Consider the following 14,603-nt stretch of genomic DNA (forward strand, 5'->3'; position numbering starts at 1 on the left):
TTGCACATTTTTTTCTTGTAATGAATACTAGGATATAGGAAAACTTTGGAGAAAATTTACAGTTTGCTTATAAAATAAGCAGAGTGCTCGGTTAGAAGGGCAGTTTGATTGTTTATTGGATCTTTCCAAACCATCTCTAAGAGAAATTGCAGTAGCTCTCCGTATTTCTGTTTGGGAAGGGAAGGAAAGAGGGTTTCGATATCTTTTCCGTTCAAAACCAACTCAGAAAGCAGAAGAGGAGGCTTGGATTGCCAAATGGTAAATAGTTTTTCAAACCATCGGATTCCTTCCTTATCATTCAACTTTGAGATGACAACTTTAAGACCCGCGAATACTTCATTTGGTTCCATTTTTCTTGGATTCGTATGTTTGGCAATGGGTGCCAAGAAGTATTTGCGAATTTCATAATCTTCCTGAGGAAGAGGTTTTGCCAGATCCTGGCAGATGGAAAAAAAGAATAATGCGTCTTTGGTCAATTGATTGGAGAACTTCAGCTTTTTCAGGAAGTCTTCACATTCGGTAGTGGTTGCAAAAGGAAAGATGGCAAACATCCATATACCTAATATAAAACCCGGATTTTCTTTCGGAACGGAATCCAACGCCAATAAACTTTTGTTTTGCGGTATAATGTTTTCGGATAGGAAATTCGGAAAGAAAAGAGAGAGAATCCCTTCTTCCAAAAGCAATTTCAACATTTCGGAAGGTTTCGGTCCCAGAAATGATTTTATGATTTCTTCCTGCAAACGTTCGACCGAAATTTTTGCGGTAATTTGTTTTGTAATTTCAATCGCCTTTCTAGTGTTTGGTTCTATAGAAAAACCCAATACACTGGCAAATCGCATGGCACGAACCGGTCTGAGGCCGTCTTCCGAAAATCTTTTGACAGGATCTCCTATCGTTCTGATCAATTTATTCCGAATGTCGACTTGGCCTTCATGTTCATCGATCAATTCATCCGTTTCCAGGTTTAAAGCAAGAGCATTCATTGTGAAATCCCTTCGCTTCAAATCTTCGCTGAGAGACGAACCGAACTCCACATGATCGGGCCTTCTGCCGTCCGTATAATCTTTGTCTATCCGGAAGGTTGTGATTTCATAATTTACTTTTTCCATCACAACGGTGACGGTCCCGTGTTGGATCCCCGTTTCTATCACATGTCGGAATAATTTTTTGACATCTTCCGGTTTTGCCGAAGTGGTGAGATCGTATTCTTTGGGAACCTTTCCCATACAAAGATCCCTTACGGACCCTCCTACAAGATAAGATTCGAAATCTGCGTTTTTTAAAGTTTTATAGAGAACCTGGAGGTGAGACCGAAATGGTTCCGGGATGTGGGTTAAGCCTACTGGCAAGACTTACAAGTGCCTCGAAAAACGATTTCCACCGAGTCAGTTGAAAAACCTTTCAGTTGTTTGGCGGATGGAATTCCGTTCCATGGATCATCTATGCATTCGATTTTGCCGCATACGTTGCAAATTAAATGTCCGTGCGCCAAAGATACGGTTCGTCCACCTTCTTCTTTCAGTTCAAAGTAGGTGAGTCTGTCGGTAGAGTGGAGAGAATTCAGAATATTTTTTTCTTCCAGATCAGCTAAGGCGCGATAAATGGTAACCCTGTCCCAAGATTCGTCTTTAGGCAATTTTTCCATGATCTCCTGGTGATTCAGAGGTCTTCTGGAATCTTGGAGAATGGATATGACTTTTTCTCTATTCTTAGTTACTTTGAGACCAATCTTTTTCAGAATATTGGAAGGATCGCCTGTCGCCATAATTTGTTTATCCTGCATGAGCGTGGATTGTCTATTCTAAAATCACAGATTGTTTCCAGATTTCCAAATAGCGGATTCCCCATTCCGGTTTGGTTCTTAAAAGTAGTTCGATTTCCTCGCCTTCTTCCTTTGGTAAAATCAGTTTTGTAAAGCTTAGATCAATCTGCCTGGATAATATTTCCTCCAACCTGTCCCGGCTGGCTTGAAAAGCTTCCGAACATTCCTTTCCTTTTGTGGTCTGCAGGACTTTATTTTCTTCACAGAATCTGGCGAGTCGGAAAACGGAAGCGGTTCTTTTCAGTTCATCGAACTGATCCTCGAGAGATTTTTGGCACTGTGTTGATAAAAGGCAGAGAAAAAAAATCCGGAACTTCATTGTTTTGCGTCTTGTGCTAAATTGGCAAGGGCATCCGCTCTGGAGTTTTGTTCTCTCGGTATGTATTTGATTTCAAAAAATTCAAAGCCGGGTTTTAATTTCTCACAGGCGATTTTGTATTGAAGCAAGTCTTTGTTCTTTACTTTATATTCACCTTTCATTTGTTTTACGACAAGTTCCGAATCCAATTTGAATTGAACTTTGGTTTCTCCTAGCTGTAGAGCCTTTTCCATTCCTCGGTGCAAAGCACCCCATTCTGCAACATTGTTAGTTGCATTTCCTATCGACTCTGAAATGAAAAATATTTCTTTACCGTCTCTGGTTTGGCCGGAAACACCGATTGCCGCCGGACCGGGATTTCCTCGTGAGGATCCGTCGCAGTAAATATAAAGCAGATCTTTCTCGCTCATCTAAGATAAAGATTCCGTTCAGTACCTTATTCTCAAGGAGAAAAGTGAAAAAGGCGAACTTTTCCGAAAAATTTTCTTTGCGGATGGAAAAAGGGCGGACGATTTCGGGTGGGCGTGGTAAGGGGAAGGTATTGGGCGGCGGGTGTAGTTCCCCACCCAAAATCGGGCGGGGATATATAGACGGCAACTAACGACCGTCATTCTATTTGCCTGACTTTTAACCAAGGATTTTCTATGAATTCTCTTTCCGGCGCGCTTCTTATGTTTGAGAACCGCCTAAAAAAACTTAAAAAAGATCGTGAGAAATGGTCCAAACGTGCAGGGATTCAGTCCTATCGCATTTATGATGAGGATATACCTCAGGTTCCGGTTATTTTGGACAGATATAACGATTATTTTGTGTTATATGATAGAAGTTCTTTGCGATTTCAAAATGAAACGGAACAGGAAGAACGATTTCAGGAAATAGGACGGATTGTCCGGAATTCCTTCGGATTGGAAGAGGAAAATCTTTTTTTAAAGAGAAGGAAGAAACAAAAAGGCAAAGATCAGTATGAAAAACTGTCCGATGTCTCCAAAGAAATTTGGATAGAAGAGAATGACATTCAATTTTTAATCAATTTATCGGATTATCTTGATACCGGCCTTTTTTTGGATCATCGTATAACAAGGAAAATGGTTAGAGAGAAGGTAAAAGGCAAATCGGTTCTGAATTTATTCTGTTATACCGGGTCTTTCACCGCATACGCCGCTGCAGGTGGGGCAAGTTCTACGGTTAGCATCGATTTGTCGAAGACCTATATCGAATGGGCCGGAAAAAATTTGGCAAAAAACGGTTTTAATCAAAGAAATCATGAACTTCTTTGTACGGATGTAATCAAATGGATTCGTGATGAGTCAAAAAACCCTTCTCGGAAAAAATACGATCTGATCGTTTTGGACCCGCCAACGTTTTCCAATAGTAAAAAAATGTCGGAAGAATGGGATGTTCAGGAAAACCATCGCAATTTGCTTTTGACTCTCTTGACAAAATTTCTAACGGATACGGGGGAGATTTGGTTTTCAACTAACTTTCGTAAGTTTGAGTGGAGAATTCCCGAAGAAGAATGGTCCGAGAGGGATTTTCAATGCACCGATTTATCTCTTGCTAGTATTCCTGAAGATTTTCGGGATAAAAAAATTCATAAATTATATCGTATTGCACCTGTTTAGTGGTTATGTTCTCGGGGAAGGCAAAAAGGCGAACTTTTTAAAAGAAAAATCGTGAAATTTGGAGTTGGATTTGCGGGAATGAGGATTTTGTGTTAGGGATTTCCGGCAGCCCACGAGCCACACCCCCCAATCCCCTTCTTCGCGCCAATAGAAGCGAAGAAGTATTCGAAGAATCATCAGCGAAGCTGATCTTCAGGGCGGGGGCTTTTAATATCCCCGCCGCATTATGTCCCTTCCTTACTTATCTAAAAAAGGTTCAATTCTCTCCGCCAAAATCCTTCTGTTTTCACCGGATTGCAAAGCAAGAACTCCGCGAAAAATCGCCTGTCTTTCGTTACTCTGTTTTTTGGAGAATGAGCGAAGCTGGTAAGCTAACGGAAGAAAGATGAGATTGGCAAATGCGATTCCGTAAAATGTCGCGATAAAAGCGGTTGCAATTCCTTGCCCCAAAACACGTGTTCCACCTTCTAGGTTTTCAAGAACAGTTACAAGCCCGAGGACGGTTCCAATGATTCCGATTGTGGGAGAAAATCCCGCAGCCGTTTCAAAAACTTTTGCGGAACGAAGGTCTTTTTTTTCGGATTCTTCATGTGCTTCCCAAAGGATTTCTTCGATGGTGCGCGGATCGGAACCATCCACAATCAATTGAATTCCTTTTTGAAGAAAGGGATGTTGCAATCGTTTTGCTTCTTCTTCCAAAGAAAGAAGCCCTTCTTTCCTGGCCTTCTCCCAAAATTTAAAAAAGATGGATTGTAAGTCGAGAGGTTCCTTTTCAAAAAGGGAATTTCTCAAATCGCGTATCGCCCGGCCTAACTGCGAAAGCGAAAAAGAAGCGATGGTGGCGCCTAAAGTTCCGCCAACTATCAGTAAGAAGGCGGGAAGATGCAGGAACGAACGGAAAGATGCTCCTTCGATTAAGATCGCAACGATGACGGAAAGTATGGCGGCAATGATTCCTAGTATAGTTGGGTGCATTATTGGATACGAGCCTCTCTCATTTCAGGACGTGCGTATATTCTCCTGGAAGATTCCTTTTTTTCAATCACTTCATTTTTCAATCTTCCCCAAATCACCGATTCGGGATTTTCCTTTACACGGGCAAATATAAGCGGCTCCGCATCTTTCCAATTTTCCTGATTGAGGTAAAGGCGAACTTTTACTAACTCAAGTTCGTTGGCCAAATCGATTTGGTTGTGATTGCGGTAGTATTTTTCCAATAGAGACATCGTTTTCAAAGCATTCTCGAAATCACTAAGGGATTCGAACATAGGAACGAGAGTATTCCAAGCAAATTCCTGAAACTCTTCTTCGCCTGCAAGATCTTCCAGAATAGGTATAAAGTCAGGTTCCGGAGTAGTGAACTTCAAACTATTGTATGCTATGCGGAGAAGGTCTTTTTTCGGGACTTCGAATTTCCGAGCCAATGCGATCGAATCAAGAGCCAACTTGTTTTGTCCTATGGAGTAGTAGAAACTTGCATAATCCGCATATGAATCGTAATACAATTGTTTGATTGTAAATGCGTCTTTTCGCAAATCACCGCTGGAAAATTTGATGATTGTATCCAATGCGATCCGGGCTTCTTCGGTGTTTGCATTTTCCAAACGTTCCTGAAAGTATTTCAATCTCCAATCTTTCGGAATACCTTCCGCAAATCCAATCGGCTGCTCCGTGTAAGGCGGATAATAAACATCGAAACTCCAAAAGGAAATTCTCTTCAAAAGGGACAAAGCATTGATATGAGGCGACGGACTTTCTTTTTTTCGGCTAACAAATATTAGAAATGGATGTTTTTCTTTACTCAGTCTTTCGATATAAGAAATGATCTGGGATTGATTGTGTTGCAAACTCAAGATGATCGTTTTGTTTTTGATCTCAGTTTTTTTCGGCAGAAAAGGATCGGACTGAAACGGTAAAATAGATCTGTAAAATACGAACTCATCGGTTGCGATGTTTGCATTTATGATTTTATAAGGAATCGGGTCGTAAATTTCCTTTTTGGAAAACGGAGCATTGCTTCGGATGGAAGGCGGATAAAAAAATACGATCGTTATTAAGCATGTAACGCCTAACATGATGAGTCTGGGCGTTTTGACGATATGTTTCTGCATCAGATAGGGATAAACTAAAATCGGAACAAAACCCAAGGCAAGAAACGATCGGATTCCCAGCATAATATTCCAATGATACAAAATGAGAGACAACCCGGTGTATCCGAAAACTTCCAAACTTACGAAGATATATTCCTTTTTGCCTGATTCGTTCGGTTTGAAAAAACCGACCATCCCTGCGAGCAGGATGCAAAGTGCGATGTGAAAATAATTCCAATAGGATTGATAAACAAAAAAGAAGAAAGCAATCACAAGTGTTGCGCGACCGATAAAGAACACTGCCTTGGTCTCATGCTTAATTCCCGTTAGCAGGGAAAGTATTCTTCCGAAAAAAACCGCAAACGAGATGGAAAGTATCAGAGGGATTTTCGGACCGGGCTGAAAATACACATGCAAAATGCAATAGGAAATCAATAAGGAAAGAGAAGACCTGTAAAATGGAGCAAATAACGGATGTTTACCGATTTTCGATCTGATTTTGTAAAATCGGATCGAAAATGCGGATTTCTGCAGGAATGTACTGCAAAGATAAATTTCAAATAGAACAAACAGAACTGCGATGATTGTTTTTAAGGAATAATTGTGATTCGGGTCAAATAACGAGTGAAAGGTGAAAATCGTCACTCCTAGAGCAAAACTTAAGAACCTGTAATCTCTGAGTGACCCGCAATACAACCCGGCAGTGAACCCTCCCAGGATCGCGGTGACCAAAATGAGTTCAAAAGAAAAAATATAATCGATTAGAAACTCGGAAGCACCTTCTTGAATCACCCAGTAAGCTTCCGCACCGACTAAAAATAATAAAATAATCGTTAGTGGCCTTGGTAAATTCTGAGAATACTTTCTGAAAATGAAGCCGAATCCGAAAAAAAAGGCCAAAAGTCCCTGGAGGATGGGAAAGGCGGAATCGGTGGTGTCCACCAAATTCAATTCATTTGATGATGTATAAAAAAGCAGGGATATAAAGTATCCGAGCGTTAAGCTTAACATAAACTCTAAAGAGGGGAAAAGGCCTGTTTCCCAGAATCGTTTCCATTGCGAATCCATAAAGAATTGAAGCCAAGGTTTCTAGGGTACGGGAGAAGAGAAAGAGGAAAATTTAGATTTCATTTGGCAGTGCACAAAACGTTTGACTCCAAGGGATAAGCTGCCGACATTGACAATAGCCATGCTAACGTTTTTGTCATTTTCTTTCCTTGCCATCTATGGCATTGACATTCTTCTCCTTTTTTACTTCGGGTTACATACATACCTGATGGTTTTTCTTTATAGCCGCTATAAAGAAAATTGCGCGGAAGACGAGACCAAGTTATTATCCAAGTCCGACAAAAACCTACCTACTGTCACCATTCAACTACCAATCTTTAACGAATTTTATGTGATTGATCGTCTGATCGATGCTGCTTGTGCGATGGAATATCCCAAAGACAAATTGCAAATTCAAGTTTTAGATGATTCTACGGACGAGACGATTGAGAAAGTGAGATCTCTGGTTCATTCTTATTCCGGGAAAGGAATTTGGATCGAACATCTTCATCGCACAAACCGTCGCGGTCACAAAGCTGGCGCTTTGGATGAAGGTATGGCACGGGCAAAAGGCGATTTCATTGCTATATTTGATGCGGACTTTACTCCAGAGCCTGATTTTCTACTTCGTACCATGGGTTATTTCCAAGACCCTGTGATCGGGGTAGTGCAGGCACGTTGGGGTCATATTAACGAGAATTATAATACTCTTACAAAAGCGCAAAGCTTCGGAATCGACGGTCATTTTATGATCGAACAGGTTGCACGCAATGGTTCCGGTCTTTGGATGAACTTCAATGGAACTGCAGGTATTTGGCGCCGTGCATGTATTGAAGACGCGGGTGGTTGGGAACACGATACTCTTACGGAAGATTTCGATCTTTCTTATCGCGCCGAACTCAAAGGTTGGAAATTCCGTTATATCAAAGATGTGGTTTGTAAGGCGGAGATTCCTGCGACTATGAACGCTTACAAATCCCAACAGTTCCGTTGGTGCAAAGGTTCTATTCAAACAGCTGTTAAATTAATTCCGCGTATTTGGAACGCAAAAGAACCTTGGAAGATCAAAGCCGAGGCGATTACCCACTTGATTAATTATTCCGTTCATCCTTTGATGATCATCAATATTTTACTGACGGCTCCTCTACTACTTATGGAGTATTGGGCAGGATTCAAATTGGATGATCTCCCGATTGAGATTCTATTCGGATCGGCAGCGATCCTTTCTCTCGGATCTCTTGGCCCCGTGATTTTTTATGCATACTCCCAAAGAGAACTTCATAAAGACTGGAAAGGCAAATTGATCTACCTACCGGTTCTGGTTATGATCGGAACGGGAATTGCCGTTGTGAACACTTATGCTTGGCTCGAAGCGGTATTCGGGGTTCAGTCCGGTTTCAAACGCACTCCTAAACTTCGCATTGAAGGAACGGGCGACAATCTCAAGGAAAAAGTGAAATATGTGGTACCTGTGGACTACCGCGCCATCCTTGAATTTTTTATGGGTGGATATTGTTTATTCTGTATTTATGTTTCCTTTCTGGTAGGAAAACCGTATGTCATCGGATTTATGGTTCTCTATTCGATCGGATTTTTTACCGTTTCCTTTCTTTCCGTCTCAGAATCCTTCTGGAAGTTCAAGCCGGCCAGCAAAGAAGAAAAAGAGGCAAGTGCCCTCGCCTAAGTGGTTGGGGTACTTACTTGACGAAACGGTCTATTTCTAAAAGCTGTACATTTCAACCTAGGTCAGGGGTCTTCCATGAGTGAAAAAGTTTACTGCGCGAATTGTCTACACTGTGTTGTAGTTCGCCAATACGAATCGGAACAAGATAAATATATACTCCGCGTCAAGTGTAATAAAAAGAAATGGTCCAAGCGTTCTGGAGAAGAAAAACTCTATAAATACTTTACTGTTGCCAGAAGAATGCAAACCAATTGCGAATTTTACGAAGAAATGGGAGAGATTTTGCCTTACATCAAAAATCTCAAAAAAGAACTCCCAATTAAAGATGAAATTTACATGGTGAAAGCAGTCTAAATCGGTGTGTTTTTCCCAAGACTTCCTCGAACATTTACCCGGAAGTTTCACAAAGCTGAAAACAAAAGAGAACGGACGATCCAGGGAAGTTTCCTAATCGCCGTTCCTTCGGGGAGCAAAATTACAGAAATCTATCCGAAAAGGGTCAGCCTTGGAGAAGTTTTAATTGATTCAGGTGCCTTGCGCATCCTTGCTCCCGTGAATGGGGTCGCCACTCTCACTGAAGACGGGACCCATTTTCAAATCAAACAAGATGGGGTTTGGAAAACCAGCTCCCCTTTCCAAAACAGAAATTATTCGTTTGCCGAAGTATTGGAAAAATTCGTAGAAGGAGCACTTGCTTCTCTCGATTTTCCGAATTTATCCTTACTCAAACTTTTCTCTTCCTTTTCTCCCGAAAATCATTTCAAAATAGTAATCTCACCTTTCACCCGTTATAATCATCTTTCTTTTGATGAGATGATTGTCGCTGAGATGAAGGAACCTCTGGATCAGTTTCTGTTGCTTTTAAAGTCCACTTTTCCCAAGGCAGAGATTTTAAGCCATATTGACTCCGGCAAAATTCCCTATTCGCATCCATTGGGGATTCCCGAATTTTTTATTCATAAAATCACGGGAGAGGACATTCCTTCCGTGAATGAACAGATTCAAAACAATCGGATTTTGTTTTTGGGTCCTGAAACGATTTATCATATTTTGCGTTCCTTATATTATGACGAACCGTTTACCAGGCGCCATCTATCTGTCTGTTTGGTGGATAGAAAGGGAAGAATGGATACCGAATCGAGACAGTTCCTTTTGACCAACGGGCAATCCCTTGATTTTATCCGCCAAAACAATGATAAAAGGTATAAAGTCGCAAGTTTTCAGAGTATGTTTGATTCCGTAAATGCACTGGATATCAATTCGTTAGGCAATTTTAATATATACGAACATTATTTACTTTTATTATACGAACGTCTTCCCGTTGTTCGTAACGAATTTGCCTGTATCGATTGCAACGAATGCAATACTTATTGCCCTACAAATGCAAATCCGTTTGCACTTGTAAAAAAAAGATTCGAGGACTTCGAGAAAGAGTCCTGCATTGAGTGCGGAATCTGCACTGTTTACTGTCCTTCCGGAATTGATATACGATCCAGGATCTTAGAGGTGAAAGGACTTTAATGTTACGTAGTTTATACATACTTTCGGAAGGTAGTTGGGGAATTAAGTCTTCCGAAATTTTTGCGGATTTGTTTTTTGCTCTTTCTCTCGTTGTTACGTTTTCTTTGTTTTTTATCTATCAACCTTTTCTCTATCTTATAGTCGGATTGGAATTTTTAGTGATGGGGGGATGTTTGTATTTTTACTTATTAAAAAAGAAAAATCAAATCTATCCGATCGCTCTACTCACTCAAATCATTCTGACGATTTTACTGGTTCCGATACCGCTATTACACCCGGTTCTTGCCGTGATCGCTTTATTATGCGGTGCGCTTTTTTATGTTATTCTAAATCAATTGTATTCGATTCGATTGGCATTAGTTGTTTATATTCTGTTTTTCTTTTTTCTCTGGGATATGCTCTTTCATTTGATGGGAATTCCTTTGCGGGCGGGTGAACAAACCTCTCTTTTTTTTCCGGGAAGGGGAGTTGTCGAAGCTAATACTCTCGGTCCGAATTTCGCATCTCCTTGGTTAGTTGGTCAAAACCAGCAAAATCCGCTTTTTCGTTCCAGTTTGGAATTCTTATCCACTTATATTTTGATCGGAGTATCTTGGATTGCTTTTCGCAGGCCCTTGTTATTTGTTTATTTCTTCGGCTGGTTGGCGATTTATTTTGTCATGGGAATAACTACGGGAAATATTCCGTTCGCTTGGATTCTGAGCTTTTCCTCGGTTTCCATTTTGGTGCATCTGGCTCCCGGCCGTAATTTTTACGGTTCATTTTATATTTCCATCATCAGTTTTTGCATTTTGATCCCGATGTCTTGGTTAGCAGGTAAGTTGGGAATCAGCCCTTTTTTAGTGTTCCTTCTTTTTTTTCCGATAGAAGCAATATTGGTAAGGGTTTTTCTTGGAAAATAACCTTCTTTTAAAACTATGGAAGTAGGATTTTTTCAATGAATCAACTCCTAGAGATTTTGGAGCCAAAAAATATTATTTTTGATTTCGAAGCCTCTTCTAAAGAAGAAGCAATTCGCAAAATGATTTCTCATATGGTAGGGACTTCCTCTTTGGATCCCGCGTACGAAGAAGATATTATTACCTCTCTCCTCAATCGTGAAAAATCCATGTCCACCGGTATCGGTAGCGGAGTTGCGATCCCGCATTGTTCCGTCCATTATGTGAACGAATTAAAATGTTCTATGGCGATTGCGCCCAAAGGAATTGATTTCGAAGCTTTGGATCATTCCTTAGTTCAGATTTTCATTATGCTGATTGTTCCTAAAAACAAATTTCAGGATCATATCAAAACATTAGCGCTCATTGCAAAAACTTTAAACATCCCAGAGGAAAGAGAGAAACTCATCAAAGCTAGAAATTTTGAAGAGATTCAAAAGGCATTTCTTTCTCCCTCCTAACATAAGTCTGTGAAATCGGAAATTCTCCGTTTTGTTCTTTTCCTGATTTTGCTTAGCTTTATCGCCAATTTCATTTCCACCTATCGTGCGAAAGACAGAGAGTTTTTATACGCGGACGGCGGTATTTCGGAAACTAAAAAAGAAGAACCTAACATACTTTTTACGATCGGCACTTCCTATATATTGTTTTGGAAAAATATCATTTGGGAAAACGGGGGCAAAACTCAAAGCGGGGAAAATATCTATTCGCATATCGGCAGTAGAATCCTTCCTAGTTTTCATCTAGCTCTTTTTGCAATTCTCTTCGGATCGATTTTAGGAATTGTTTTTTCATTAACCGGGTTGTTTTTCAAGTCCAGGTTTTTGTTTAAGTCTTTGGGCTTTCTTTCTGAAGCGATTCTTTCCACTCCTGTATTCGTTGCCGCGGTGATTTTGTTATTGTTGTTTTTCTACAAATGGGAACTCTTTCCTCCTGGCGGGTACGAATCATGGAACACGTATTATGTGGTTTTGCCTGGAATCGCTTTGGGAATGCGGGTATTTGCAAGGATTTATCTGTTTCATTCCAAAGAGGTTTGGATGGAATCCGATTCTCCTTACATCTTACTTTTGAAGACGCGAGGTTATCCCTGGAAACATATCGTATTTAAGGAGATTTTTATCAAAGTTTTTCCCGTGACAATGATACTTATCGTTTTGGATTTCGGTTCTCTTATATCCGGAGCAATGGTAGTGGAGGAAATATTCTTTTTTCCCGGAATAGGGAAATCATTGTTTTTTTCGATCAAGTCGATGGATACTAATCTTCTTTCCACCTTACTCTTGTATACCGGTATTGTTTTTTATATTCTAAATCGTTTTGCCATGCAATGGCAGAAAAAATTGAGCGGAGAGGCGGATTATGGTTCTGTCTAAGATATCCGTTCGTAATTTGGTCCGACTTTTGACGTTTTTATCGGTCATTCTGGGAGTTGTCTTGAATGTACCGCCTAATTATGTTCAGTTGACAGATGTAAATCTTGAACCCTTTCAAACATGGGACCATATTTTCGGTTGTGATCGTCTCGGACGTGACAATTTCGCGCTTTTTTCCTATGGGGCATTAGCGACTGTTATTTTGTGCGTCCCTGCAAAGGCTTTGACTTTGATCTTTGCTTCGTTTTTTTCGTTTTTGTCTTATATCAAGGAAGGACGTTTTTCCGTTTTGATCGAATCTTTCTCTTCGGTTTTTTTATCTTTGCCTTCCTTACTTGTAGCATTGATCATTATCGGTGTTTTTCCGGAAACAAAACTAACCATCATATTTGCAATCGTACTATCCGACTGGGCCATGAATTACGAATCCTTGCAGGCAAAAATCAGAGAGGTGAAAGGAAGCGGGTATGTTTCGGCGGCATTTGCGATGGGCGGTAAATCGAATCAAATATTTTTGTTACATTTTTTACCAGCACTTAGAATCCTGATTGAATACTTATTTTTGACCGGGATTCCCTCTGTAATTATGACTACGGCACTTTTTTCTTATCTAGGACTTGATACCGGTTTTTTCGATTGGGGGCCGGGACTTGGAGAACAGATTTCTTTTTCCAAAGATTATTTCGAAAAAACTCCTGTTTCTGTTGTTTTTCCCATATTGGGAATCATCGGTTTGGTTTATTCTTTCGGTCGAAGCGAGAATTAAAGTTAGGTGATGAAAAGTTTTACATCTTTCATTTTGATTCTCAGCTTTTTTTCCATGAGTGTTTCCTCACTTTCGGCTGTTGATCAATATTACAATTTTCCGAAACAATCCGTAAAGGGCAGTGTGGCTTTTGAAAAAAAAAGAAAGTTATGTTTGTTTCCATTTCGTACCGCCAATAAAGAAGCCAAGTTTTCTTATCTTGCAACTGGGCTTCCTTCTGTTCTATTTTCCGAATTGCGTAATATGGAATATGTTTACGTGGAATACCCTCACGCGGATATAGTATATCATTCGTTTGGTGCAAGCCCGGAAAAAACATTACAAGAGAGAGTTGACTCCGAATCGGAAGGTTACAAAAAAAAGAAAAAGGAAGTTACCACCCAGGAAGATTTGCAAGATCTCAGGGCCGGAAAAAAAGTCCTGCAACCGGACAAAGATCCCCGTTATATTAAATTGGAACTCAAACAAATCTTTGAAACGAAGGCTCCTTTTTTCGAAGATGCGTATTCTCTTTCCGGCAAATTCGGGTGCGATTATACTCTTACCGGTGAGTTCTCGGCAAATGATCAGAGTTTAAAGGTTAATGTGGAATTGTTTGATGAATATGAAGGGAAGTCGCACAAATTCTCACATAACACTAGTTTTGTTCGATCGTATCAGGAGTTGGGTCCTCTGGGAGAAGAGATTCGCAAACATCTTCAGGGAAAAGAAACGACTTTGGTTCAGGTGGAAGTGAGCGGGGTGGAATCTTCCCTTATTTATCTGGATGGAATTTATCTCGGCAAATCTCCCGTTTTGGATAAAAAATTCCCTATCGGTAAACGAGAGTTATATGTATTTAAGGAAGGATATCATCCGTACAAACAAACTATTTATCTGGAAGCGGGCAAATCCTTTCATACCGATGTAAAATTGGTAAAGATTGCGAGCAGTTCGTTCTTAACCGTCAATTCCAATGAAGAAGCGGATGTTTATTTAGGGGTAACTCATCTTGGAAAAACGCCGATCGAAAATGTTCCCATTCCTGTGGGAATGAACCGACTTCGTGTTTCCAAAGAAGGATTTATCGATTCTTTTCGGGGAGTGGATGCACAGGAAGGAAAGTTGTCTTCTTTCGAAATCGAAATGAGGCCCGGAAAATCGGAGATCTATTATCCGAACAAACAGAACGTATTTTTAGATCATACATATAAAGACTTCTCCACTTACTCTCTTTACGGGGCACTTTTGTTTTATGCCGGATATTTGTATTTCAATGTTGCGGCGAATAAGGCTCGTGAGGCGGCAAGACCTCAGATTCAAATTACGAATTATGCAATTATCGATACCATGTATAAGGCGAACCAGGCCGAATTTGCAGGCTGGTATCTGTATCAGTCTATGTTGATCAACGATTCCGATTCCAATTATTGGCG

15 protein-coding genes (1 of these 15 cut by a window edge) are annotated in these 14,603 nt (G+C 40.3%); 9 read left to right on the plus strand and 6 right to left on the minus strand.

The window, feature by feature from the left end; all coding sequences use genetic code 11:
* Positions 1–56 precede the first annotated feature (56 nt).
* From DI077_RS03015 to DI077_RS03030, 4 genes are read right to left on the minus strand one after another with little or no spacing between them, the layout of a single operon-like run.
* Complete coding sequence (locus tag DI077_RS03015) at positions 57–1,352, minus strand: CCA tRNA nucleotidyltransferase (protein WP_109020115.1); 1,296 nt, start codon at positions 1,350–1,352, stop codon at positions 57–59.
* A complete protein-coding gene (locus tag DI077_RS03020; protein ID WP_242935329.1) occupies positions 1,343–1,786 on the minus strand; it encodes a Fur family transcriptional regulator in 444 nt (147 codons plus the stop codon). Before DI077_RS03020 ends, DI077_RS03015 begins: the two co-directional genes overlap by 10 nt.
* Positions 1,787–1,799: 13 nt before the next feature.
* Positions 1,800–2,144, minus strand: a complete 345-nt coding sequence (locus DI077_RS03025; RefSeq protein ID WP_109020117.1) for a hypothetical protein — start codon at positions 2,142–2,144, stop codon at positions 1,800–1,802.
* Entirely contained in the window at positions 2,141–2,554 is a 414-nt protein-coding gene (locus tag DI077_RS03030) for a ribonuclease HI family protein (protein ID WP_109020119.1), read from the minus strand. The genes DI077_RS03025 and DI077_RS03030 overlap by 4 nt, the downstream gene beginning before the upstream one ends.
* A 234-nt stretch (positions 2,555–2,788) precedes the next feature.
* Here DI077_RS03030 and DI077_RS03035 point away from each other — a divergent pair, with 234 nt between their 5' ends.
* The gene (locus DI077_RS03035) at positions 2,789–3,766 is read left to right on the plus strand and encodes a class I SAM-dependent methyltransferase (RefSeq protein WP_109020121.1); all 978 of its coding nucleotides are present in this window, start codon (positions 2,789–2,791) and stop codon (positions 3,764–3,766) included.
* A gap of 237 nt (positions 3,767–4,003) precedes the next feature.
* Here the strand turns inward: DI077_RS03035 and DI077_RS03040 are convergent, their stop codons facing one another.
* Together DI077_RS03040 and DI077_RS03045 are read right to left on the minus strand one after the other, a co-directional pair.
* Positions 4,004–4,741: a motility protein A gene (locus DI077_RS03040; RefSeq protein ID WP_167837137.1), complete on the minus strand. Its 738-nt coding sequence runs from the start codon at positions 4,739–4,741 to the stop codon at positions 4,004–4,006.
* Positions 4,741–6,867 carry a hypothetical protein gene (locus tag DI077_RS03045; protein WP_242935330.1) on the minus strand — a complete coding sequence of 709 codons (2,127 nt, stop codon included), beginning with the start codon at positions 6,865–6,867 and terminating at the stop codon, positions 4,741–4,743. Before DI077_RS03045 ends, DI077_RS03040 begins: the two co-directional genes overlap by 1 nt.
* Positions 6,868–7,045: 178 nt before the next feature.
* Here DI077_RS03045 and DI077_RS03050 point away from each other — a divergent pair, with 178 nt between their 5' ends.
* The 8 genes from DI077_RS03050 to DI077_RS03085 all read left to right on the plus strand — a co-directional run.
* Positions 7,046–8,587: a cellulose synthase family protein gene (locus tag DI077_RS03050; protein ID WP_109020129.1), complete on the plus strand. Its 1,542-nt coding sequence runs from the start codon at positions 7,046–7,048 to the stop codon at positions 8,585–8,587.
* 75 nt (positions 8,588–8,662) lie between these two features.
* Positions 8,663–8,941, plus strand: a complete 279-nt coding sequence (locus tag DI077_RS03055; RefSeq protein ID WP_109020131.1) for a hypothetical protein — start codon at positions 8,663–8,665, stop codon at positions 8,939–8,941.
* 6 nt (positions 8,942–8,947) lie between these two features.
* Positions 8,948–10,108 carry a 4Fe-4S dicluster domain-containing protein gene (locus tag DI077_RS03060; protein ID WP_109020134.1) on the plus strand — a complete coding sequence of 387 codons (1,161 nt, stop codon included), beginning with the start codon at positions 8,948–8,950 and terminating at the stop codon, positions 10,106–10,108.
* Positions 10,108–11,010, plus strand: coding sequence for a hypothetical protein (locus DI077_RS03065; protein ID WP_109020137.1), 903 nt, complete (start codon positions 10,108–10,110; stop codon positions 11,008–11,010). Before DI077_RS03060 ends, DI077_RS03065 begins: the two co-directional genes overlap by 1 nt.
* Positions 11,011–11,045: 35 nt before the next feature.
* A complete protein-coding gene (locus DI077_RS03070; protein ID WP_109020139.1) occupies positions 11,046–11,507 on the plus strand; it encodes a PTS sugar transporter subunit IIA in 462 nt (153 codons plus the stop codon).
* Between the two features lie 9 nt (positions 11,508–11,516).
* Positions 11,517–12,422, plus strand: a complete 906-nt coding sequence (locus DI077_RS03075) for an ABC transporter permease subunit (RefSeq protein ID WP_109020141.1) — start codon at positions 11,517–11,519, stop codon at positions 12,420–12,422.
* Complete coding sequence (locus DI077_RS03080) at positions 12,409–13,188, plus strand: ABC transporter permease subunit (RefSeq protein WP_109020143.1); 780 nt, start codon at positions 12,409–12,411, stop codon at positions 13,186–13,188. Before DI077_RS03075 ends, DI077_RS03080 begins: the two co-directional genes overlap by 14 nt.
* Positions 13,189–13,197: 9 nt before the next feature.
* Positions 13,198–14,603, plus strand: the 5' portion of a protein-coding gene (locus DI077_RS03085) for a PEGA domain-containing protein (RefSeq protein ID WP_109020145.1). 253 nt of this gene lie beyond the right edge of the window; only the first 1,406 of its 1,659 coding nucleotides appear in the window; the start codon lies at positions 13,198–13,200; the stop codon falls past the right edge of the window.

It is taken from the genome of Leptospira kobayashii, assembly GCF_003114835.2.
Taxonomy (GTDB): domain Bacteria; phylum Spirochaetota; class Leptospiria; order Leptospirales; family Leptospiraceae; genus Leptospira_A; species Leptospira_A kobayashii.